Raw genomic sequence first — 21,431 nt, 5'->3', positions numbered from 1 at the left:
TGAAGAGACAGAGGGCCCCGGCGCCCATGGGCGCCGGGGCCTGTCCTCCCCTGTGCTGACCCGGAGCCCCGAGCTCCCAGGGTCATTCCCCTCGGACCGTTTTCCCCGAGCGGTCCGCCTCCCGCTGAAGATCTCCCCTCGGCGGCGCGCGTCAATCCTTGAACCCCGTCACTCGAACGAGGGGTGTTAGGTGGCAGAACCGCATTTTCGAATAAGGGTTCGATAGTCTGGCGGTGCTCGACACGCTCGATGGAAAGAGGGGGTGCCAGGGAACATGGTGCGACGTCTCGACGTCACCGGGGCCGACGGCGTACGCCTGGCTGCCTGGGAGTTCATGGAAGAGCGGGCGGAGACGGCCGGGTCCGGCGTCTTACTCCTGCACGGCCTCATGGGGCGCGCCTCCCACTGGGCGCCCACCGCCCGCTGGCTCGCCGAGGGCCACCGGGCCGTCGCGCTCGACCAGCGCGGACACGGCCGCAGCGACAAGCCCGCCGCCGGCCCCTACACCCGCGAGGCGTACGTCGCCGACGCGGCAGCGGCCGTCGAGCAGCTCGGCCTCGGGCCGGTCACCCTCATCGGCCACTCCATGGGCGCCCTCACCGCCTGGCAGCTCGCCGCCGAGCGCCCGGACCTCGTCCGCGCCCTGGTCATCTGCGACATGCGGGCCTCGGCCCTCGGGGCCGCCTCGCAGCGGGAGTGGCAGGACTGGTTCCGCCGCTGGCCTGTCCCCTTCACCTCGCTCGACGCCGTACGGAAGTGGTTCGGCGACGAAGACCCCTGGGTCGAGCGGCCGAACCCCGCTCGCGGCGAGTTCTTCACCGAGGTGATGACCGAGCGCCCCGACGGCTGGTACCCGGTCTTCGACCCCGCCCAGATGCTGACCTCCCGCGAGACCTGGGTCCACGATGCCCACTGGGACTCGCTCGCCCAGGTCCGCTGCCCGACCCTCGTCGTCCGCGGCCTGGACGGCGAGTTGGGCCGCGCGGAGGCCCAGGAGATGGTCCGCGTCCTGCCTCGAGGGGCGTACGCGGAGATCCCCGACGCCGGTCATCTCCTCCACTACGACCAGCCGGAAGCCTGGCGCACGGCGATCGAGCCGTTCCTCAACGGTGTGTTGACGTCCTGACGCCGGGGCTCAGCGCGGCGGGACCGCCCCGTCGTACACGTTCTTCGGCGTCACGATCGCGGTGATCGCGCGGGCGACCAGCGTGCTCGGCTCCTCGCCCTGCGAGGTGATGTCGGTGTTGAGCATGAGCACCAAGGTCGCCTTCTGCGAGGGCAGATAGACGGTCACGGTCTCGTAGCCCGGGATGGAGCCGTTGTGCCCGATCCAGCCGCTGGCGTTGAAGATGCCGAGGCCGTAGCTGGTGCCGGGGAGGCCCGTCGGCAGCGTCTTGAGCCGCTCGGCCTGGGTCTCCGGGCTGAGCAGCTCCCCGGTGGCGACGATCTTCGCCCAGCGGCGCAGGTCCTCCAGGTCCGAGATCATCGCCCCCGCCGCCCAGGCCCAACTGGGGTTCCAGTCCGTGGAGTCGGCGACCTCACCGCTCAGCGTCTGGTTGGTGTACCCACGGGGGTGCGGCTCGGGGAACTCCGAGCCCTCCGGCAGCAGCGTGTGCCGCAGGTCGGCCGGGCGGAGCACCCGCTTGTCGATGAAGTCGACGAGGCGGTGACCGCTGACCTTCTCGACCACCAGGCCGAGGAGGATGAGGTTGCTGTTGGAGTACTGGAACTGCGCCCCCGGCGCGAAGGTGTTCTTGTGCCGGTAGCCGTAGGCGAGCACCTCGTGCGGGGTGAACGAGCGCTGCGGGTCGCTCAGCAGATCCTGGATGAAGTCCGGGTCGGACGTGTACGGGAAGAGGCCGCTGCGCATCTCGGCGAGGTGGCGCAGCGTGATCTTGTGGCCGTTGGGCACGCCGCGGATGTAGTCGGAGATCGGGTCGTCCAGCCGGACCTTGCGGTCGTCGACGAGCTTCAGGAGCGCGGTGACCGTGAAGGTCTTGGTCTCACTGCCGATCCGCACGAAGCCACCGGTGCTCATCGGCTCGCCCGTGACCTTGTCGGCGACACCGAACGCGCGGACGTAGCGGCCCTTCCCCGGCATCCACAGCCCGGCGACGAGGCCCGGGATGCCGGCCTGCTTGCGGACGTCCTCGATGGCCTTGTCGAGGCGAGCGGTCAGCTCGGGGCCGAGACCGTCGGAGGGGCAGTCCTCCGCGCCGTGGTGGGTGACGGTGGCGGGGACGGCTGTGGCGGGAGTGGTGGCCATCGGAGCCAGTACGGACGCCACGAGCAGCGCGGCGGCGAACAGTCGGCGGGCGGGGGTACGTCGCATGTCGGGGGCGCCTCTTCCGGTTCAGGATCGGGAACGCCAACGTGACCCCGGCGATGCCTTGGTGCGCCCCTTCCTCGGCCCGGGGCCCCGTGATTCCACTCATTCGGACCCGGGGCGGCGACGGGGGCCCTCCCTCAACCCCGCTCCAGGGGTTTTGTGCCTTCGCCCCGCAGGGCGGAGTGCCCACCCTCAACACCCGCCCCACCCGGTTGTGGGCAGGCGTTCCGCAGGGCTGGGGGTCTCCCCGGACGGAGTCTGGGGGAAGGTGGGCACAACTCACGACGGCGCCGCACCCGCGGGCGCCGCAGGCACGGGGAGCCTGGGCACAACGGGGGGCGGCGAGGGCCGGGTCGCTGCACACATCGACTACCGCGATACACACGTCAGGCGTGGCGCGTCCGTGCCGAAAGCCCCCGCCGCAGGCACTCGGTCAGCCGGGCCGCGATCGTCCGGTCGGGGTCGAGACGCGGGTTGAAGATCGTGACGTCGAACCCGACGGCCCCCTCGTGGGCGAACGCCGTCCGCAGTACGTCCTCCAGCTCCGCCCAGCTCAGCCCACCGGGCTGGCGGTAGTCGACGGCGGGCATGATCGCGTCGTCCAGGACGTCGACGTCGAGATGGACCCAGAACCCGTCGCCCAAGGTCAGTCGGCCCATGACCTGACGGACCGCCTCGGCGGCGCCGACCGCGCGCACGTCGTCGAGGTCTAGGGCGCACAGCCGCAGCGGCAGCGGCTGCATACCCGCCGCGGCGGACTCGACGGCGTCCCGGAACCCGAACGCGACGACGTCCTCGTCCCTGACGAGCGGCCCCCGCCCTTCGAGATCGGCGAGCAGACGGGGACCACGGCCGGTGGCCAGCGCGAGCTCCATCGACGCGACCTCGCCGGTCGGCTCGGCGGACGGCTGGTAGAAGTCGGTGTGCCCGTCGAGGAACAGCAGTCCGTACCGGCCACGGCGGCGCAGGGCGAGGAGATTGCCGAGCAGGATGCTGCAGTCACCGCCGAGGACGACGGGAAAGCGCCCCGAGTCGAGAACCTCGCCGACGACATCCGCCAGCTGTGCGGAGTACTCCGCGATGCCGTCCGGATTGAGCACACCGGTCTCGACGTCCCGCTTCGGGTCGTACACGGGCGCCTCGACGCGCCCGACCCGCGCCATTCCGCCGAGCAGGGCCGCCGACAGGTCCTGAACGCCGGACGGCCGCAGCCCGAGCACGGACGGAGCCTCGATGATCGCCGGTTCACGCACGAACCGAGTGTGTCAGCGACCGCCGAACTCCCGAAGGAAGCGGGACCAGGCGCGGGGCATGTCACGTTTTCGGGGGTTGCCTCGTCCTGAAGGCGAACAATCATCCGTCGTTCTCGCGAAAAGGAGATTTCGTGTTCGCCGCCTACCTCGTGGTCACCCTCCTCACCTCGGCCATCAACGGCTTGGCCGCTGTCGCCAACTTCATCGGTCACGAGTACCCCAAGAGCCAGGCGGACAAATTGCGCGTGCCTCGGTCCTGGATGCGCCCGCTGGGCGCACTGTTGGCGGCGGGCGCGCTGGGGCTGCCGGCCGGGTTCGCCGTGCCGGTGCTGGGCACGCTGTCCGCCGCCGGTCTCGTGCTGTACTTCCTGGGTGCGTTCTGCGCCCACTTGCGGGTCCGTGACTACCAGTTGGGCCCCTGGGCGGTGTTCTTCTGCCTGCCGGTGGCCGCCCTTGCCGTGAACCTGACGTACCACGGCACCTGGTGAGCCGGTGGCGTGAGCGGCTCCACCCTCAGGAGGAGCCGCACCTTTCGTGAAGCGCTCAGCGGGCGATGCCTTCGGAGATGCTGAACCTCGCCCCGCACTCCGGACAGGTCGCGTGCCCGAAGAGGCGAGTCACCCAGTCGGCGACTTGGGCATGGCCGGCATCGAGTGCCATGGAGTGGAGCCGGGCCCCCACACGGTCAGCTCCTCCGCCGTCGCCGGATGCAGCTCCGCATCACACTCGTCCACGTACTCGCCCAGCACCATGCAGGTGAGTGCCTCGCACTCGGGGCACTCGGCCTCGAACTCCTCGAAGAGCAGTTCAAGCTGCTGAGACCAGATCGGCACACCCTCGAAGGCGAACAGCCCCTGCGCGAGGTACACGAACGTCTCCGGCTCATCGGCCTCGAGCAGGCAGCGACGGGCCGCGGGAAGCAGCTCGGCGACAGGCGCGGCATACCGGGCACGCATCGCCGCGTCGGCTTCGGCGACGATCGAACCGCCCATGAGCACCGCCTGCTTCCGCTCACCCGGGGCGCGGCCGGTCGCGATGTCCGCAAGCGCCGGCAAGGCGGCATGGCTCGCCTCGTACACGGTGCCCTGGTGGCAGAGCGCAGACCAGAGATCGTGCCAGATCCTCTCGTCGTTCTGGCTGCCGTCGAGCCGGGCGAAGAGGACGGGAACATCGGTTGCGGGCCCATATGCATGCTTGAGCTGCGACCAGTCCGGTACGGGGTGTGTCATGCGACCGCATTCTTCCCGGGCCCGCCCCACGAACCGGTGTCGGCCCCTCCACCGCCGCAGGCGCCACTGCCTGGCTGCCCCGGACGGCCGACCTGATCCGAAGCAAGCGCCCAGCGGCTGAGCGCCGGGACGAGGACACGCCGTTGCGGCCGACCGGCCGGTCAAGCGGTCAGGCGCGGCAGCGCAGCATCTCCAGCGGCGGGTGCGCGAGGAGGTCCGCCCAGAACTCCTCGCCGTACTCACGGATGCCGGCTTCGGACACCGTCAGCGGAACCCACTCCACCGCACCGAACCCGGCCGCCTCCAGACACTCCTCGTAGACCTCCCGGCGCGGGGCCGCGGCGACGATGCTGATCGGCCGCGGGTCGAGGAGAGCCGTGACCCGCACGCGCGGCCCCGTCTCGAGCTCCTCGCCGAGCGGCTCGCAGAGGAACCCGTACGTGTCCAGGGACGCGCAGTCGAACGCGTAGTCGGGCTTCTGGGCGAACACGAAGAACTCCCCACCCGGGACAAGGCTCTGGTGGATGTTGCGGCACATCCGCTTCATCGCCGCGATGTCCTCGGCGTAGTTGAGGCACTGCACTGCCAGCGCGATGTCGAAGCGCCGGTCGAGGGACCCCAGCTCCTCCACGGCACCGACCTCGTACCGCACACCCAGCGGGTCGCGCTCCTCGACCTTCCGCGCGGCGGCGATCATCTCGACGGAGATGTCGACACCGAAGACGTCCGCGGCGCCGCGCCGCTTGAACTCCCTGCTGTAGAAGCCGGTACCGCACGCCAGGTCGAGAACCGACTTGCCACGCACGTCCCCGACCATGCCCAGGAAGCTCGGCACCTCTCCGTATCGCGTCAGCGGCAGGGACTTGAACCCTTCGAATGCTTCGCCGATCTGGTCGTACTGCTGCACGCTCACGTGCCGCCCCCTCGTGTCGCTCGGTCTGTACGTGGCCACGCCGGCCTTCGGGTCGTCAGTGGCTCAGAGTCTCCTCCGCCACCTCCGGGTGCCTGTACTGGCTGATGAACCAAAGAAGTTGGCCTGGTGAACCCCGGATCACCCAAGGCCCACCCGACGGCAGGCCGGGCAGCGACGCCATACTGATCCGATGATCTGCGCAGCGGTCGCACCATGACCTGGACGTCCGGCCTCCTGGGCTTCGCCGCCGGGCTGGTCATCTCCGTGGTCACCGCGCCCGCAGGCGTCTCCGGGGCGGTGTTCCTGCTGCCCGTCCAGGTCAGCCTCCTCGGTGTCCCCTCGCCCGCTGTCACACCGACGAACCTGCTCTACAACGTCGTCGCCGGACCGGGCGCCCTCCTGCGGCATGCCCGCGACGGACGGCTCGGCGGGCCGTTGAGCCGCCTGCTGCTGGCCGGGACCGTCCCCGGAGTCGTGATCGGCGCGATCATCCGCGTGTTCGCCGTCCCCGGCCCGGCCGTCTTCCGCCTCCTGATCGCCGTCTTCCTGCTGCCCCTCGGCCTGTGGCTGAGCTGGCGCACACTGCGACCGGCCCCCGCGGAGCGGCCGGTGCGGCCGCTGTCCGCGCGGTCGACCGGCGGCCTGGCTCTGGTGGTCGGGGCCGTCGGCGGGATCTACGGCATCGGCGGCGGTTCCCTCCTCGGCCCGATCCTCGCCGGACGGGGGACACCCGTCGCCGAGGTCGCCCCCGCCGCGCTCGCCACCACCTTCGTCACCTCGGTCGTCGGCGCCGGAACGTACGCGCTGCTGTCTCTGACCGCCGAGGGTTCCATCGCCCCCGACTGGTCGCTCGGAATCGCCTGCGGTCTTGGCGGACTCGTCGGCGGCTACCTCGGCGCCCACCTCCAGCCCCGCCTTCCCGAGACCTTCCTACGGCTCCTGCTCGGCGCCCTCGCCACCGCCATCGGCGCCCTCTACGCCGTCCAGGTCCTGACCTGACCCCGGATGACGAGCAGGCACCTCCGCACGCTGCCGTTCCATGGGAAATCGCGCGACGGGGCCGGGAGTTGCGCGGGTGGCATCGCCGATCACGACGTCGACCCCGCGTGCCCGGCGTCCGCTCCCCGAGCGGTACGTCTCCGGGCGAGGACGACGGGAGTACGGCCCACCTGCTCACCGGCCGCCCGCCCGCGACCGGCCCGACGTCCCCCGCCCGAGCGCGGCAGCAGGAACGGGGTGGCCAGGAGCAGCACGCCGCCGATGCCGATCGCGACGCGTGCGTCGGTGACGGCGGCCAGGGCGCCCCACAGGCCGGTCAGTACGGCGACGGCGCCGGTACCGGTCACTTTCCAGGCCACCAGGACCCGGCCGATCCGGTCGGCCGGCACCCGCTGGAGGCGCTCGGTCGCGAACAGCGGGTTGAACACTCCCATGCAGGTGATCAGGGCCAGTTCGACGGCGATGACCAGGACCACACCGGCGGCCCCGGGCATGACGAAGAACAGCCCGACGGGCCACAGAGCACGCAGGACCCCGGAGACGATCAGGACGCGGCTGCGCCCGTGGCGCTCCGCCAGGCGCGGGGAGAGGCGAGCGCCGACGAACCCGCCGACGCAGGGCAGGCCGAACGCGAGCCCGTACTGCCAGGCCGCCCAGCCCAGGTCGTCCAGGAGAAGGACGGCCAGCAGTGGTTCGGTGGCCATGATCAGCGCGTTGACGGCCACGGTGTTCCAGAACAGCGGGCGCAGCCGCCGGTCGCCGTGGATGAGCGTCCAGCCCGTGACCAGGTCCGACGCCCGGCACTTCCCGCTCCCGACGCGCTCGCCCTCGCCCCGCTCGCCCTCGCCCCGCTCGGAGTCACCTTCACCCCGCGCGGAGTCGCCCTCGCCCCTCTCGGGCCGAGCTTCCTTCTGCCGGATCGCGCCGATCCCGAGCGCGGACAGCAGAAATCCGACCGCATTGGCGATCACCGTGACCGCCGGGCCCAGCAGGCTGATCGCCGCCCCGCCCAGGGTCGGGCCGACCGCCGTGGCGGTCCAGGTGGTCGACTCGAAGCGGCCGTTGGCGACCAGCAGGTGGTCCGGGCGCACGAGCTGCTTGAGGTAGGCGCCACTGGCGGAGGTGAACGCGATGTTCGACGCCGCACCGATCACGGAGACGACCAGCAGCTGGGTGTAGGTCAGACGGTCGGTGACGTACGCGGCCGGGATCGTCAGCAGGGCCCCGAACCGCACCAGGTCGGCGGCGATCATGACCGGCTTCTTCCGCCGGGCGTCGACCCATGGGCCGAGCGGGAGCGCGAGGAGCGCGCCGACCGCCAGGCCGGCGGCCGTCAGCGCCGAGACCGCGGCCGGGCCGACGCGGAGCACCTGGATCGCGATCAGGGGGAACGCGCCGAACCCCAACCAGGTGCCGACCGTGGACGCGGCGTACGCCGACCACAACCATCCGAACGAGCGGCCGAGCCTCTGCCGTGCCATGGAGCACCCTTCGTCACAACCCGTCGTTGACGGCGAGGATTGGACCAGGGGGACCGGCCTGCGATCCAACAACCACGGCATCGGTGAGCCACAACCACAGGTTGTGGACGCATAGGCTCGAAGTGTGGACATCGAAGCCGTGCGCACCTTCGTCGCCGTCACGGAGGCCGGGCAGTTCCAGGAGGCCGCCGTGGAGCTGCGCATCACTCAGCAGGCGGTTTCCAAGCGGGTGGCGAGCCTGGAGCGCGCGCTCGGGGTGACGTTGTTCGTCCGTACCGCCCGCGGCGCCCGCCTCACCCTGGACGGGCAGGCGTTCCTCCCGCACGCCCGCGAGGTCCTGCGGGCCGTGGAACGGGCGGCGGCTTCGGTACGGCCCGGCGAGCGGGCACTGCGCGTGGACGTGCTGCAGCGGCGCATCTCCCCGGCCTTGGCCCTGCGTGGCTTCTACGAGTCCCACCCGGGCACGGATCTGGACGTGGTCACGCTCTCGGACGCGAACGCGACCAGGGCGATCGAGGCGGTGCTGGCGGGCGAGGTCGACGCGACCTTCCGTGCCGTGGCCCCGGACGACCTGCCCGAGGGGATCAGCGCCGAGCGCGTCCTGGACGATCCGCTGCAACTGCTCGTCGGACCGCGCCACCCGCTGGCCTCGGCCAGGTCCCTGACCCCGGCGGAGCTGTCCGGGCACCGGATCTGGATCCCGGGCATCAAGCCGGGCACCGAATGGGGAGCCTTCTACGACGAGCTCACGGAGGCCTTCTGCCTCCGTATCGACGCGGTCGGCCCCGATTTCGGGAGCGAGGCACTCATGGACTCGATCGCCGACTCCGCCGCCCTGGCCACGCTCGTCGGCAGCGGAGACAGCTTTGTGTGGCCGACGGGCCATGACCTGCGGCGGATCCCGATCGAAGGGCCGGCGCCGGTCTATCCGCATTCGTTCGTGTACCGGACGGCCAACCCGCACCCGGTGCTCGCGGCGCTGCGCGGGCATCTCGTGCAGGCCCGCCCGACGCCACCGGCCGACGCCTGGACGCCGAGCTGGGCCGGCTCGGGCTCCTGACGTCGGCCGCGGCCTGTCGAGGCGTCAGAACGAGAAGACCGAGCTCCTCGCCATGCCGACGTTCATCTCGCACGCGTTGCCGTACGTGGCCGTCCAGCTGATCCGCTTGCCTTCCCATACGCCGTCGCCGGTGAGCGTGACCGGGTCCCAGATCTTCGTACAGGGGCTGTTGCTCCAGGCCACGGTCAGTTCGGCGAGGTCTCCGTCGACCGACGTCAGGTCGGCGCAGGCCAGTTCGGGAGCCGGGTGGGTACCGCTGGGCGTGGGGGCGCAGTTGAGCGTGACCGCCCTGGCGACCGTCGCCGTCGCCGCGTCCTCGCCCCTGCCGATCGCGAGCACGAGCGCCGACGGCGGGTAGAGGCCGGTCGGCGCGGCGGTCGGAGGAACGGGCTCGGCCTGGGCGGGGCTTGCCGCGACGCCGATGAGGGCCAGGCCGGTGGCGAGAGCGGTGGTGAGAGCGGTGTTGCGGAGGACGTAACGCACGGGGGTGTCCCTTCGAGGCGGGTGCTACCTGATTGCGCGCCGGAGTCTTGCCGATGCGGAGGGTGATCGCCAATCGCCCGCCACTTTCCGGCCGCACCCCCTTTCCCGCACCCGACCGACCGGTCGTTCAGGCAGTTGGGAAGGGGTGCGGCGAGCCGCCGGCAGCCGCCGAAAACGGCTCCGCGCCTTATTGGTACAAGCGCGAACGACCCTTTGACCTGCGGGGATCCGAAATTGGTTCTCCATTGGAGCAAATGCGAAGGGTCCCGTTCGACTGGAAGGCCTCCAGTCGAACAGGACCCGCGTCCGCTTGTTCGCGCTCTCAGAGCGCCATGTGCCTCTTGTACTCCTCCGGCGGCTCGGCGAGTTCGGGGCGGTCCCGGTGGTAGAAGTCGCCGAAGACCCGGCCCATCGCCCAGTGCCACGCCTCGTCGTGGAAGACGAGGCCCCGGTACGGCCTGTCCGGAGGCTCGTACGCGTAGAACTCCACAGCCTCCGCCCCGGCCTGCGCCTTCGTGAGGCCCCCGTACCGGTGCAGCACCCAGGCGAAGCCGCGGCGCTCGCTCGCCAGAATCCGGACGTACTCCTCCTCGTCCTCGGACCAGGGGGAGGTCGTCACTTGCTCACCGCCGCCAGGATCTCCGGCAGTCGCCGCGCCGTCCTGGGCGCCGCGATCTTCAGTCCGGCCCAGGCGATCAGCGCGCCGTACAGCGCGCCGCCCGGGAGCAGGAGCCAGAGCAGGGAGTCCTGGTCCGTCACGTTGAGGTAGATCGTCGCCCCGATCACCGGGCCGCACAGCAGAGCGCCCGCGATCATTCCGCCGAAGATCGACATCCAGGCCAGCCCGCCCTGCCCCGGAGCGACGTTCTTGTACGCGCTGTCCTGGGGGATCGAGTACGGGAACATCGCCGAGCTCACCGCGCCCGTCGCCAGCATCGCGCCGAGCAGGGCGAGCGCCACGCCGAGTGCGTCCGGGAGGGAGGACCAGTCGCCGAGGAGCGCGGCGGTCCCCGTCGTCACCAGGACCGTGAACGGCAGCGTGACCAGCAGCAGGGCCAGGGCCCGCGCCCGCAGTTCGGCGTACGCGTCCTCCGTCGTGGAGATCGTCTGCGCGACCATCCAGAACGCCGAGGTGTCCTGCCCGAACTGGTTGTACATCTGGATGCCGAGCATTCCCGAGGCGAAGCACGCGAAGTAGAGCGAGCCCGTGCCCTGGAGGGCGTTGAACAGCGGCACGATCGCCCCGACCGCGAGCGAGGAGACCCACGCCCCCTTCGTCTTCGGGTCGCGCCACATGTAGCGCAGGCTGCGCTCCATGACCGTGCCCGTACGCCCGCCCGGCAGCATCCGCCCCAGGAGTCCCGTACCGGCACGCTCCCGGCCCGCGTCGGACGCCGCGCCGATCGTCGAACCGTCAGGCGTCGTCATCAGCTGCACCAGACTCCGCTGCCACCAGTACAGCAGCGCCCCCAGCGCCACAACGGTCATCAGCAGTTGGGCCGCGGCCATCGTGTAGTCACCCTTGCTCGCCGAGTCCACCGCGGCGATCGCCGACGAGGGCGGCAGCCAGCTCACGACCGCGGCCGCCGGTTCGAGGGAGGACATGCCCCCGGCCCGACTGAGCTGCTGGGCGCCGAAGTTGACCACCTGCATGCCGACCGCGATCATCAGGCCGCTCAGGATCGCCAGGTCACGGCCCTTGCGCGAAGTCAGCAGCCGTACGTTGGCAGCGGCGACCGCCCGCGACAACGCCACGCACACCACGACCACCAGCGGCACCGCGAGCACCGCGGCCGCCACCCCCGCCGCGCCGTGCGCCAGCGCCAGGCAGGCGCCCAGCGCTATGCAGAGCGTGAACAGGGGCCCGACGCCGACCAGCGAGGCCACGAGCAGCGCGCGCACCAGCGGCCGGGGCCGCAGCGGCAGCATCACGAGCCGGGACGGGTCGAGCGTCTCGTCCCCGCCGGGGACGAACAGCGGCATCACGGTCCACGACAGTGCGAGCACCGCGGTCAGCAGCACCACGATCGAGCCCGTGTCCGCGTTGCCGCGCATCAGCACGAACGCGAGCAGCATCGCCGCCGCGAAGACGGCCGTGATCACGATCGAGGTGATGTACGCGGCGGTACGGCCGGCCGACTGCCGCAGCCCGTTGCGCAGCAGCGACAGCTTGAGCCGTACGAAGACCGAGGTCAGGGAGGCAGGGGCCGGAGCGACCGCGGTCATCGGGCGGTACCGCCGCCCAGCCAGTCCAGGGAGTCGCCGGCGGCCTCGCGCCCGTTCGCGCCCACCAGCTCCAGGAACGCGGCCTGCAACGAGGGCGCGTCGCCCCGCACCTGCGCCAGCGGGCCCTGGGCCCGGATCTGCCCGGCGGCCATCACCGCGACCCAGTCGCACAGCGACTCCACCAGCTCCATGACATGGCTGGAGAAGACGACGGTCGCACCCGAACCGGTGTACCGCTCCAGAACGCCCCGGATGGTCTGCGCGGACACCGGGTCGACGCCCTCGAACGGCTCGTCCAGGAAGAGCACCTCGGGGTTGTGCAGCAGCGCCGCGGCGAGCCCGATCTTCTTGCGCATGCCGGTCGAGTAGTCCACGACCAGCTTGTTCTGCGCCCCGGAGAGGTCCAGGACGTCCAGCAGCTGGGCGGCCCGCTTGTCGACCTCGGCGCCGGGCAGCCCCCGCAGCCGTCCGCTGTACGCGAGGAGTTCACGGCCCGAGAGCCGCTCGAAGAGGCGCAGCCCCTCCGGCAGGATGCCGATCCGGGCCTTCACCTCGGCCACCGACTCCGGGTCGCGCCACACGTCGTGACCGGCGACCAGGATGCGCCCGGCGTCGGGCCGCAGCAGGCCGGTGATCATGGACAGGGTGGTGGTCTTGCCGGCGCCGTTGGGTCCGACGAGACCGATGAACTTGCCCGCGGGCAGCACGAGGTCGATGCCGTTCACCGCGATCTGCTGTCCGAAGCGCTTCCACAGCCCCTCGACACGAACGGCGGGCACCGCACCCGATCCCGGTGCGCTGCCCGCCTGTTCGAACACGCCGTCAGATGCCTGGTCAGGCATTTTCCGTCAACCCCTTGGTCGTCCCCGTAAGTACGAGCACACCCTAAGGGGGACCGCCTACGGCCGACGCGCCCTGGCAGCCGCCGCTTCCCGGCCGCACGCGTAGGCGAGCGGACTGATCAACTCGTCGGCGTCCGGCAGCCAGCGGTTCGCCGCGGTGGGCCGCCGTGCCCACTGCACGGCCCCGGACCCGCCGACCCGGGTGGGCGGCGCCGCGACGTAGTGACCCTCGCCCCGGGTGACCAGGTCGATCGAGGCGGGGGCCCAGCCCAGCTTGCGGACCAGGTCCGGGACCTTGGTGGCGGCGCCGGGCAGGACGAAGAAGAGCATCCGTCGGTCGGGGGTGCAGGTCACAGGGCCGAGTGTGAGCTCCATGCGCTCCATCCGGGCCAGCGCCAGGAAGCCGGCCGACTCGGGCACGTCGATCGCGTCGAAGGTGCGGCCGGTCGGCAGCAGGATCGACGCCTTGGGCTGCTTCGACCACATGCGCCGCGCCCCGACGGCGCTGCCGGTCGCCTGTGTCGACCAGTCGGGCCTGGCCGGGTGGGCGCCGGGGGTGGCGCAGCTCTCGACGCCGCAGGAGCAGCGCTCCCTGCCCTCCACGGCTTCCAGCCAGGTCCCGGGGAACACGTCCCAGTGCCGCTCTTCCGCGTACCGCACGGCGCAGTCCAGCAGCAGCTCGCCTCGCTGCTTGGGGATGTGTGCGGCTTCCGTGACTCCGATGGTCTCTTCCACGGTGAGCACAACTCCCGCCGTCACCTGGGGTTACGGGCGCGGTGACGAGCGGTGTGGAGCATCGATCCTGCATGCGGGGCGCATGGGTGCACGGGTGGGGGCGCGCGTGGGCCCGGGAAGCGGCGGGTGGGTAGCCACCATCGGGGGGTGTCGCCCAGGGTTCTGCACGACTGGGTGACGCGTCCGGTTTCGCGTGTTCACATCGGCATTGACCGGATATCCGCCGGGCAGTGATCAGTTCTCGGATCGCTCTCCGGCCTCAGGGGGTACTCATGGCAGCCAGGCCACTCGTTGCCCGTCAGCCGAACGAACGGCTGCAGGCGCTGATTCAGGAGGCCGCGTGTTCCAATGCCGGCCTCGCCCGCAGGGTGAACATGGTCGGGACCGAGCGCGGTCTCGATCTGCGCTACGACAAGACGTCGGTGGCGCGCTGGCTGCGCGGGCAGCAGCCGCGCGGCCGGGCGCCGGGGATCATCGCGGAGGCGCTGGGCCGCAAGCTGGGCCGCACGGTCACCATCGACGAGATCGGAATGGCGAACGGCAAGAACCTGGCCTCCGGCGTCGGGCTGCAGTTCGCGCCGACCGTGCTCGGTGCGATCGAGCAGGTCTGCGAGCTGTGGCGCAGCGACGTGGGGCGCAGGGACTTCCTGTCCGGTTCGACGGTGGCGGCCTCCGCGCTGGTGGAGCCCAGCCGGGACTGGCTGATCACGGGCGCGGACGCACAGGTGGCCCGGTCGGCCGGATCGCGGGTGGGCGTCTCGGACGTGGAGGCGGTCCGGGCGATGACGAGTGCGCTGGTCGACCTGGACCGGCGGTTCGGCAGCGGACACGTCCGGCCCGTGGTGGTGCACTACCTGAACAGCGTGGTGGCGGGGATGCTGTCGGGCTCGTACCGGGAGGCGGTGGGCCGGCAGCTGTTCGCGGCGGTGGCGCGGCTCACGGAGCTGGCCGGGTACATGGCGGTGGACACCGGGCAGCCGGGGCTCGCCCAGCGGTACTACATCCAGGCGCTGCGGCTCGCGCAGGCGGCGGGCGACCGGGGTTACGGCGGGTATGTGCTGGCGGCCTCGATGAGTCATCTGGCCGCTCAGCTCGGGAACCCGCGGGAGATCGCGCAGCTGGCGCGGGCGGCCCAGGAGGGCGCGCGGGGGCGGGTGACACCGAGGGCGGAGGCGATGTTCTGCGCGGCGGAGGCCCGGGGGCACGCGCTGCTCGGGGACGTCCACTCCTTCGAGGCGGTCGCCGGACGGGCCGTACGGGCGCTGGAGCAGGCCGATCCGGAGTCGGGTGACGACCCGGACTGGATCGCGCACTTCGACCACGCGTATCTGGCGGACGAGCTGGCCCACTGCCACCGGGACCTGGGCCGTTCGGAGGCGGCGGCGCGGGCGGCGGAGGAGTCGCTGAGCGGCCATCCGCAGACGCGGGCGAGGCGCAGGGCGATCGGTCTGGTGCTGCTGGCCTCCGCGCAGGTGCAGCGGCGCGAGGTGGAGCAGGCCTGTCACACCGGGACGCAGGCGCTGGAGCTCCTGGCCACACTGCGGTCCTCGCGCGGGGCGGAGTATCTGGACGATCTCAAGGAGCGGCTGGAGCCGTACGCGGGGGAGCCCTCGGTGCGGGAGTTCGGGGCGCGCATCGAGCTGTTCGCGGCCTGACGCCGTGTGACCACGGTCACCGTTCCGGTCACTCCGCGGGTCCGATCGGCCACGGTGGTGCGGCAGTTGTGTGTGGGGTTGTTGTGGGTCTGTTACCGGACTCACACGTGTGTGCGCGGCCCCGGACGCACCCGGTAGCGTGAGCCGACGATTCCGTAGGTCCATCAGTAGGAGTCCCGGTGACGCAAAGCGGACAGGGTCCGGAGCCGCAGTATCCGGCGGTACGGCCCACGCACGAAGGTGTCGTGCTGCCCGCCGAGGGTGGCGTGGAGACCGGCCCGGCCGCCGGCCCGGCCGGCGGACAGCCGTGGGGCGGCGCCTGGGGTCCCGGTGGGGCGCCGCAGGGGCAGCCCCTGCCGCCGGCCCAGCCGCTGCCGCCGGAGGCCGTGCCGGGCGGGGCCGCGGACATGCAGGCGACGCAGTACATCGCGCCGGTCCCGCCGCAGGGCGCGCCGCCTGCCGCCGGACCGGGGTCGCCGCCCGGCCCGATGCCGGGCGCCATGCCCGGGGCGAACGGGGACATACCGGGCGCGCACCCGCTGCCGTCCCACCGTCCGCCGGAGGGCGGCTACGGCTTCCCGCCACCGGCCTCCCCGCAGAGCGGTTACGGATACCCTCCCGCGGCTCCCGGACAGGGCGGCTACGGATACCCTCCGGCGGTACCCGCGCAGGGCGCCGGAGACATGCAGGCGACTCAGCACATCCCGCCGGTCGCCGCGGCACAGGGCGGGCCGGACACGCAGTTCCTCGGCACCGGGCCGCTGCATCAGCAGCCCGGCGCTCCCGCCCAGCCGGCCGGCGCATCCGACGCGACCCAGTACATCGCTCCCGTGCCGCCGCAGCTGCCCGGCGAGCGGCAGCCGCCCGCCGAGTTCGACAACCTCTTCCGCAGCGACGCGACGCAGCACCTGCCGCAGCCGCCACAGCACACCCAGCCGCCGCGGGCGCAGCAGCAGTACAGCCCCCAGCCGCCCCCGCAGCAGCAGTTCCACCAGCCCGCCCAGCCGTCCCCGTTCCAGGGCGCCTATCAGCAGGACGCGTACCAGGACGCGTACGACGACGAGCCCGAGCCGCGCCGTAAGTCGCCCGTCGCCCTCATCGCCGCCGTCGTCGTCGGCTGCGCGATCGTCGGCCTCGGCGCCGGCGCGCTGCTCAGCGGCGGCGACGACGACAAGAAGGAGAAGGACCCCGGCCAGAACGTGGCCGCCACCTCCGGAGCCCCGTCCACGGGCACGACGGAGAAGGCCGCCGACCCCGCCGAGTCGCAGGCGAAGGCGCTCGACAAGCTGCTCGCGGACAGCAACAACAGCCGTGACGCGGTGATCCGTTCGGTCGAGGCCATCAAGCAGTGCAAGAACCTCGACCAGGCCGCCGCCGACCTGCGTGGCGCCGCCCAGCAGCGCCGGGATCTGGTGACCCGGCTGCAGGCGCTGTCGGTCGACCAGGTGCCGGACAACGCCGCCCTGACCACCGCCCTCACCAAGGCGTGGCAGGCCTCGGCCGCCGCCGACGACCACTACGCCGCCTGGGCCGACCAGATGAAGCCCAAGAAGGCGTGCAAGGGCGGCAAGGCCCGCTCCACCAACCAGACGGTGGCGGCGACGAACAAGAGCGGGGAGGCGACGACCTCCAAGCGCCAGGCGGCCACGCTGTGGAATCCGACCGCCACGAAGTACGGGCTGCCGCAGCGGACTCCCACCCAGCTGTAGAGGAAGGGGAGTTGCCACCCTTTCCATGATCAACACATGACGCGCCGGGGGCCTTGCGGCAAGGCCCCGCCCGTGGCGCACAATCTCCGGGCTGGGTAGGGGAACGCCGGAACGGGGAGTCGCGCATGCGCGTGTTGGTGACGACGTACGGGGCGCGTGGCAGCGTCGAACCGATGGTGGGGCTCGCGGTCCGGTTGCGGGAGCTCGGCGCCGAGGTGCGGGTCTGCGCGCCGCCGGACGACGAGTTCGTGGAGCTCCTGGCCGGTGCCGGCATTCCGCTGGTGCCTGTCGGCCGGCCGGTGCGTCCGATGGTGACCACGGTCGTGCCGGGTTCGGCGGTGGGTCTGGCGCAGCGTGCCGCCGAGTTGATCGCCGCGCAGTTCGGCCCGGTCGCCGCGGCGGCCGAGGGGTGCGACGCGCTGGTGGCGTGCGGCCCGCTGCCGGTCACGGCCGGCGCGCGGTCGGTGGCCGAGAAGCTGGGCATCCGCTATGTGCACGCGAGCCACCAGCCGGTCATCCTGCCGTCGCCGCACCAGCCGCCCCCCGCGCGCCGGGGCCGTCCCTTGCCGCCGGGGGTGAGCGACAACCTGGAGCTCTGGGACATGGACGCCCGGAACGCGAACGACATGTTCGGCGAGATGCTCAACTCCCACCGGGCGGCGATCGGCCTGCCGCCGGTGGACAACGTCCGCGACTACGCCTTCTCCGACCAGCCGTGGCTGGCGACGGACCCGACACTCGGCCCGTGGCCGCCGACCGGCCTCGATGTCGTACAGACCGGCGCATGGTTCCGGCCGGACGAACGCCCGCTCCCCGACGCGCTGTTGTCGTTCCTGGACGCCGGAGCACCGCCGGTGTACCTGGGCTTCGGCAGTACGCCCGTCGGTGCCCCGGAGGATGTCGCCCGGGTCGCCGTCGAGGCGATCCGCTCACAGGGCCGCCGCGCGATCGTCTCGCGCGGCTACGGCGGCCTGGTCCCGATCGACGAGCGGGACGACTGCTTCGCCGTGGGCGAGGCCAACCACCAGGCACTGTTCGCCCGGGTGGCCGCGGTCGTGCACCACGGCAGCTCGGGCACCACGACGACGGCCGCCCGGGCCGGCGCGCCTCAGGTGGTGATCCCCCAGGGGGCGGACCAGCCGTACTGGGCGGGCCGGGTGGCGGAGTTGGGCATCGGCGTGGCGCACGACGGACCGACTCCGACCGTCGCGTCCCTGTCGGCCGCGCTCGCGACGGCCCTCGCCCCCGAGGCCGGCGCGCGGGCGAAGGCCGTGGCCGACCTGATCCGTACCGACGGGGCGACGGTCGACGCGAGGCGGCTGCTCGACGGAGTCCGCTGAGCGAGGAGGGTCAGGGGGCGCTGAGCACGGTTGCGCCGACGTCGACGAAACCGGGCTTCTGCGCCACGAGCTGCCCCTTGCGGACCACCTGGAAGGTCACCTCGTGGTTGACGATCCGGGGGAAGCGAGGGGCGCCGAGCATGTCCTCGTAGTGCCAGCGAAGTTCGGGGGTGAGGCCGCCGGTGTCGATCTGGACACCGCGGTCGAGGGCGTGCGCGACGGCCCCCGCGGTGATCGTGTCCTTGTCGAGCGACTCGATCACCTTCTTCAGGACGGTGTACGCGATCCAGGTCGTCTGCACGCCCGCGTCGGCCGGGTCGACCCGGTTGTCGGCGAACGCGTGCTCCTTGATCACCTTGCGCATCGGGGTCCAGCGCGCGTCGTTGGCCTCCGGGTACCAGCCGGTGACGTACGCGCCCTCGAAGGGGCTGTGCGCGCCGCCGGTGCGGTCGATGACGGGTTGGCTGACGCTGCCGAGGACGGAGGAGATCCGCACCCGCTCCTCGCTGTTCCCGTCGTCCCCTTCGCCGCCGGACTCCTCGTCCTCGGGCAGGCGCCGGAAGGAGTCGAAGAACGTCTGGGTGCGCTCGCCGAGGACGGCCGCGACACAGCCTTCCTCGCCGCCGGCCTTGGCGCGGGCGCGGCCGGCCTGCTCGGTGTACTCGGCGGCGTCCTCAAGCGCCGGGATGTCGGTGGCGTTCTTGTGACGGCCCTTGCTCAGGCCGGAGTTGAGGAGATCGGGCAGCTTGTCGCCGGCGAGCGTGTCGGGCCGCACGAGGGAGACCTTGCGGCAGGACTCGGCCAGCTGCATCCCGTGGCCGGCCAGGAGGGAGGCCTGGCCGCCGTTCACCGGGTAGGAGAGCGGGCTGGTGAACTCGTCCTCGGAGATTCCGTAGCCCCCGATGTACGGGATGCTCGCGGCCTCCAGCGGTGCCATGAAGGCCCGGCCGTTCTGGCTGTAGGAGCCGACGACGGCGACGACGTTCTCGCGGACGGCCCGGCGCGCGCAGGTCGCCGCTCCGGCGGAGGTGTTCAGCTCGTTGCAGGTGAGGATGCGCAGCTCGTGGCCGTCGATGCCGCCGTTGGCATTGACCCAGCGGGCGTATGCCTGGGCCATGGCGGGCATCCCGGGCTGGTTGGTGGCACGAGTGCCGTCCGGTGCCCAGGTCATCACCGTGACGGGCTCCCTGGATCCCCCCGTGATCCCAGGGAGCACGCCACAGCCGGTGAGCAGCGACGCTCCGGCCGCCGCCGTCGTGACACATGCGAGGAGTGAGGTCAGTCGCCTACCGGTCATGGACACGCACACTTCCGCCTCACGGGTAACGCAGAAGTGTGCGGGGTTCAACGCGGGGTGACGCGAAGGTGAATTACGGGGGTCGGTGGCGGTGGGGGGAGGGGGCCGGTCGGCCGATCTTGAAGGGGAACGTACGATCGAACGGTGTCCAGTCCAGTCTCAGGTTCGGTGAACTCTTCCCGTCGCGGCCGTCGCTCCCCCACCATGGGCGGCATGCCGCTCAACGACATGCCGTGGTGGCGCTGGCGCAGCAATGTGCGCTCGGCGCTGCACATGCTCTCCGATCCAGGGTTCCACGAGACGACCTGGCTGGCCGGTCACGACGGGTACGGCGACGTCACCGACGCCGTCTACCGTCTGGTCGAGGACACCTGGCTGGACAACTGGTCCGCCGAGAAGTACGTCGGAACGATCTTCCGCGACTCCGGTGAGGCCGCACTGGTGGACGTGGCCGTGCTGCGGGTGCTGCGGATCATGCACCAGGTGGGGCCCGACGCGCCGTTCTCCGCGTACATGGAGCACCACGGGTGGCCGGAGGCCGTGCGGGCCGCCCGCGAGGCGCACGTACGGATGGCGTCGGCGGACGGCGAGGACCCGGACACGCCCCCGCGCTCCCTGGACGTGCTCCGTATCATGACGCGGTCCGCCTGACGGACGGCGGCCCTGCCGTTCCGGCGGGGTGTGGCACCCTACGGGGATGACCGACCAGTACGTCCTCACACTTTCCTGCCCGGACAAACAGGGCATTGTGCACGCGGTGTCGAGCTATCTCTTCATCACGGGATGCAACATCGAGGACAGTCAGCAGTTCAAGGACCGGGACACGGGTCTCTTCTTCATGCGGGTCCACTTCTCGGCGGAGACGCCGGTGACCGTGGAGAAGCTCCGCGCGAGCTTCGCGGCGGTGGGCGACTCGTTCGCGATGGACTGGCACATCAACCGGGCCGACGAGCGCATGCGGGTCGTGCTGATGGTGTCGAAGTTCGGCCACTGCCTGAACGATCTGCTCTTCCGCTCGCGGATCGGAGCGCTGCCGGTCGAGATCGTCGCGGTCGTCTCCAACCACACGGACTTCAAGGAGCTGGTGGGCTCCTACGGCCTTCCGTTCCGCCACATTCCGGTCACGAAGGACACCAAGTCGGAGGCGGAGGCGGAGCTTCTGGAGCTCGTCCGCGAGGAGAACGTCGAGCTCGTCGTCCTCGCCCGCTACATGCAGGTGCTCTCCGACGACCTGTGCAAGCAGCTGTCGGGCCGGATCATCAACATCCACCACTCCTTCCTGCCGAGCTTCAAGGGGGCGAAGCCCTACCACCAGGCGCACGCGCGCGGCGTGAAGCTGATCGGCGCGACGGCCCACTACGTGACCGCGGACCTCGACGAGGGCCCGATCATCGAGCAGGAGGTCGAGCGGGTGGGCCACGAGGTCACCCCGGACCAGCTGGTGGCGATCGGCCGCGATGTGGAGTGCCAGGCGTTGGCGCGAGCGGTGAAGTGGCACGCGGAACGCCGCATCCTGCTGAACGGCCGCCGCACGGTGGTCTTCACGTAGCCAGCCCACGGGCGGGCGCCCACCCTCAACCGGGCCGACGGCAGACGTCCCGCCGGGGCGGGCGCACCCGCAACCCCGGCCACCCGCCGTTGTGGGCACCCGTGCCGCTGGAGGGGGCCCACCCCGTGCATCTCCCTCGCTACCCCCGTTGTGGGCACCGTCCCGCAGCGCGGTGCCCATCCTCACTCCCAACCGGTTGTGGGCAGGCGTTCCGCAGGGCGGAACGGGTGGGCACAACCCGACGGCGGCGCCGCACCTGTGCGCACCGCAGGCACGGGGAGCCTGGGCCCGGCAAGGGCGCCGTCCCGTGTGCCCACCCGTCCCGCCCAGC

General features: G+C 71.7%; 20 protein-coding genes. 9 read left to right on the top strand and 11 right to left on the bottom strand.

Annotation, left to right across the window (positions count from 1 at the left end):
* Positions 1-274: 274 nt before the first annotated feature.
* Entirely contained in the window at positions 275-1,126 is an 852-nt protein-coding gene (locus ACZ561_RS17975; protein WP_470995700.1) for an alpha/beta fold hydrolase, read from the top strand.
* A 9-nt stretch (positions 1,127-1,135) separates the two neighbouring features.
* Here the strand turns inward: ACZ561_RS17975 and ACZ561_RS17970 are convergent, their stop codons facing one another.
* The gene (locus ACZ561_RS17970; protein WP_470995697.1) at positions 1,136-2,332 is read right to left on the bottom strand and encodes a serine hydrolase domain-containing protein; all 1,197 of its coding nucleotides are present in this window, start codon (positions 2,330-2,332) and stop codon (positions 1,136-1,138) included.
* 383 nt (positions 2,333-2,715) lie between these two features.
* Complete coding sequence (locus ACZ561_RS17965; RefSeq protein ID WP_470995694.1) at positions 2,716-3,582, bottom strand: arginase family protein; 867 nt, start codon at positions 3,580-3,582, stop codon at positions 2,716-2,718.
* Between the two features lie 131 nt (positions 3,583-3,713).
* On the opposite strand from ACZ561_RS17965, the gene ACZ561_RS17960 reads away from it, so the two are divergent.
* A complete protein-coding gene (locus ACZ561_RS17960; RefSeq protein WP_470995691.1) occupies positions 3,714-4,070 on the top strand; it encodes a DoxX family protein in 357 nt (118 codons plus the stop codon).
* 129 nt (positions 4,071-4,199) lie between these two features.
* On the opposite strand, the gene ACZ561_RS17955 is transcribed toward ACZ561_RS17960, so the two are convergent.
* Together ACZ561_RS17955 and ACZ561_RS17950 are read right to left on the bottom strand one after the other, a co-directional pair.
* Entirely contained in the window at positions 4,200-4,811 is a 612-nt protein-coding gene (locus ACZ561_RS17955) for a hypothetical protein (RefSeq protein WP_470995688.1), read from the bottom strand.
* 169 nt (positions 4,812-4,980) lie between these two features.
* Entirely contained in the window at positions 4,981-5,724 is a 744-nt protein-coding gene (locus tag ACZ561_RS17950; RefSeq protein WP_470995685.1) for a class I SAM-dependent methyltransferase, read from the bottom strand.
* 213 nt (positions 5,725-5,937) lie between these two features.
* On the opposite strand from ACZ561_RS17950, the gene ACZ561_RS17945 reads away from it, so the two are divergent.
* The gene (locus ACZ561_RS17945; RefSeq protein ID WP_470995682.1) at positions 5,938-6,723 is read left to right on the top strand and encodes a sulfite exporter TauE/SafE family protein; all 786 of its coding nucleotides are present in this window, start codon (positions 5,938-5,940) and stop codon (positions 6,721-6,723) included.
* Between the two features lie 89 nt (positions 6,724-6,812).
* Here ACZ561_RS17945 and ACZ561_RS17940 read toward each other — a convergent pair whose 3' ends face one another.
* Complete coding sequence (locus ACZ561_RS17940) at positions 6,813-8,204, bottom strand: MFS transporter (RefSeq protein ID WP_470995679.1); 1,392 nt, start codon at positions 8,202-8,204, stop codon at positions 6,813-6,815.
* A gap of 124 nt (positions 8,205-8,328) precedes the next feature.
* On the opposite strand from ACZ561_RS17940, the gene ACZ561_RS17935 reads away from it, so the two are divergent.
* The gene (locus tag ACZ561_RS17935; RefSeq protein ID WP_470995676.1) at positions 8,329-9,264 is read left to right on the top strand and encodes a LysR family transcriptional regulator; all 936 of its coding nucleotides are present in this window, start codon (positions 8,329-8,331) and stop codon (positions 9,262-9,264) included.
* Between the two features lie 24 nt (positions 9,265-9,288).
* Here ACZ561_RS17935 and ACZ561_RS17930 read toward each other — a convergent pair whose 3' ends face one another.
* The 5 genes from ACZ561_RS17930 to ACZ561_RS17910 all read right to left on the bottom strand — a co-directional run bounded on the left by ACZ561_RS17930 (position 9,289) and on the right by ACZ561_RS17910 (position 13,559).
* Positions 9,289-9,747 carry an SSI family serine proteinase inhibitor gene (locus ACZ561_RS17930; protein ID WP_470995673.1) on the bottom strand — a complete coding sequence of 153 codons (459 nt, stop codon included), beginning with the start codon at positions 9,745-9,747 and terminating at the stop codon, positions 9,289-9,291.
* Between the two features lie 322 nt (positions 9,748-10,069).
* The gene (locus ACZ561_RS17925) at positions 10,070-10,366 is read right to left on the bottom strand and encodes a hypothetical protein (RefSeq protein ID WP_470995670.1); all 297 of its coding nucleotides are present in this window, start codon (positions 10,364-10,366) and stop codon (positions 10,070-10,072) included.
* Positions 10,363-11,973, bottom strand: coding sequence for a transporter (locus ACZ561_RS17920; RefSeq protein ID WP_470995667.1), 1,611 nt, complete (start codon positions 11,971-11,973; stop codon positions 10,363-10,365). The genes ACZ561_RS17925 and ACZ561_RS17920 overlap by 4 nt, the downstream gene beginning before the upstream one ends.
* Positions 11,970-12,815 carry an ABC transporter ATP-binding protein gene (locus ACZ561_RS17915; protein WP_470995664.1) on the bottom strand — a complete coding sequence of 282 codons (846 nt, stop codon included), beginning with the start codon at positions 12,813-12,815 and terminating at the stop codon, positions 11,970-11,972. Before ACZ561_RS17915 ends, ACZ561_RS17920 begins: the two co-directional genes overlap by 4 nt.
* A 57-nt stretch (positions 12,816-12,872) precedes the next feature.
* The gene (locus ACZ561_RS17910; RefSeq protein ID WP_470995661.1) at positions 12,873-13,559 is read right to left on the bottom strand and encodes a bifunctional DNA primase/polymerase; all 687 of its coding nucleotides are present in this window, start codon (positions 13,557-13,559) and stop codon (positions 12,873-12,875) included.
* A gap of 263 nt (positions 13,560-13,822) precedes the next feature.
* On the opposite strand from ACZ561_RS17910, the gene ACZ561_RS17905 reads away from it, so the two are divergent.
* The 3 genes from ACZ561_RS17905 to ACZ561_RS17895 all read left to right on the top strand — a co-directional run bounded on the left by ACZ561_RS17905 (position 13,823) and on the right by ACZ561_RS17895 (position 18,254).
* On the top strand, positions 13,823-15,205 hold the full coding sequence (locus ACZ561_RS17905; RefSeq protein ID WP_470995658.1) for a transcriptional regulator: 1,383 nt from the start codon (positions 13,823-13,825) through the stop codon (positions 15,203-15,205).
* Between the two features lie 179 nt (positions 15,206-15,384).
* A complete protein-coding gene (locus ACZ561_RS17900; protein ID WP_470995655.1) occupies positions 15,385-16,914 on the top strand; it encodes a hypothetical protein in 1,530 nt (509 codons plus the stop codon).
* Between the two features lie 125 nt (positions 16,915-17,039).
* Positions 17,040-18,254, top strand: coding sequence for a glycosyltransferase (locus tag ACZ561_RS17895; protein ID WP_470995652.1), 1,215 nt, complete (start codon positions 17,040-17,042; stop codon positions 18,252-18,254).
* A 10-nt stretch (positions 18,255-18,264) separates the two neighbouring features.
* Here the strand turns inward: ACZ561_RS17895 and ACZ561_RS17890 are convergent, their stop codons facing one another.
* Positions 18,265-19,551 carry an ABC transporter substrate-binding protein gene (locus tag ACZ561_RS17890; protein ID WP_470995649.1) on the bottom strand — a complete coding sequence of 429 codons (1,287 nt, stop codon included), beginning with the start codon at positions 19,549-19,551 and terminating at the stop codon, positions 18,265-18,267.
* A 204-nt stretch (positions 19,552-19,755) separates the two neighbouring features.
* Between ACZ561_RS17890 and ACZ561_RS17885 the strand changes: the two genes are divergently transcribed.
* Complete coding sequence (locus tag ACZ561_RS17885) at positions 19,756-20,202, top strand: SCO4402 family protein (protein WP_158994551.1); 447 nt, start codon at positions 19,756-19,758, stop codon at positions 20,200-20,202.
* A 46-nt stretch (positions 20,203-20,248) separates the two neighbouring features.
* Entirely contained in the window at positions 20,249-21,100 is an 852-nt protein-coding gene (gene purU / locus ACZ561_RS17880; RefSeq protein ID WP_329117428.1) for a formyltetrahydrofolate deformylase, read from the top strand.
* Positions 21,101-21,431 lie beyond the last annotated feature (331 nt).

The organism is Streptomyces sp. NPDC039609, assembly GCF_055596705.1.
This window is presented reverse-complemented; position numbering and strand designations above follow the sequence as displayed.

Excerpts from the sequence above, each read along its gene's own strand:
- ACZ561_RS17945 (WP_470995682.1), top strand. The coding sequence starts at position 5,938 with ATGACCTGGACGTCCGGCCTCCTGGGCTTCGCCGCCGGGCTGGTCATC.
- ACZ561_RS17905 (WP_470995658.1), top strand. The coding sequence starts at position 13,823 with ATGGCAGCCAGGCCACTCGTTGCCCGTCAGCCGAACGAACGGCTGCAG.
- purU (WP_329117428.1), top strand. The coding sequence starts at position 20,249 with ATGACCGACCAGTACGTCCTCACACTTTCCTGCCCGGACAAACAGGGC.
- ACZ561_RS17970 (WP_470995697.1), bottom strand. The coding sequence starts at position 2,332 with ATGCGACGTACCCCCGCCCGCCGACTGTTCGCCGCCGCGCTGCTCGTG.
- ACZ561_RS17975 (WP_470995700.1), top strand. The coding sequence starts at position 275 with ATGGTGCGACGTCTCGACGTCACCGGGGCCGACGGCGTACGCCTGGCT.
- ACZ561_RS17885 (WP_158994551.1), top strand. The coding sequence starts at position 19,756 with ATGGGCGGCATGCCGCTCAACGACATGCCGTGGTGGCGCTGGCGCAGC.
- ACZ561_RS17955 (WP_470995688.1), bottom strand. The coding sequence starts at position 4,811 with ATGACACACCCCGTACCGGACTGGTCGCAGCTCAAGCATGCATATGGG.
- ACZ561_RS17915 (WP_470995664.1), bottom strand. The coding sequence starts at position 12,815 with ATGCCTGACCAGGCATCTGACGGCGTGTTCGAACAGGCGGGCAGCGCA.
- ACZ561_RS17895 (WP_470995652.1), top strand. The coding sequence starts at position 17,040 with ATGCGCGTGTTGGTGACGACGTACGGGGCGCGTGGCAGCGTCGAACCG.
- ACZ561_RS17940 (WP_470995679.1), bottom strand. The coding sequence starts at position 8,204 with ATGGCACGGCAGAGGCTCGGCCGCTCGTTCGGATGGTTGTGGTCGGCG.
- ACZ561_RS17890 (WP_470995649.1), bottom strand. The coding sequence starts at position 19,551 with ATGACCGGTAGGCGACTGACCTCACTCCTCGCATGTGTCACGACGGCG.
- ACZ561_RS17920 (WP_470995667.1), bottom strand. The coding sequence starts at position 11,973 with ATGACCGCGGTCGCTCCGGCCCCTGCCTCCCTGACCTCGGTCTTCGTA.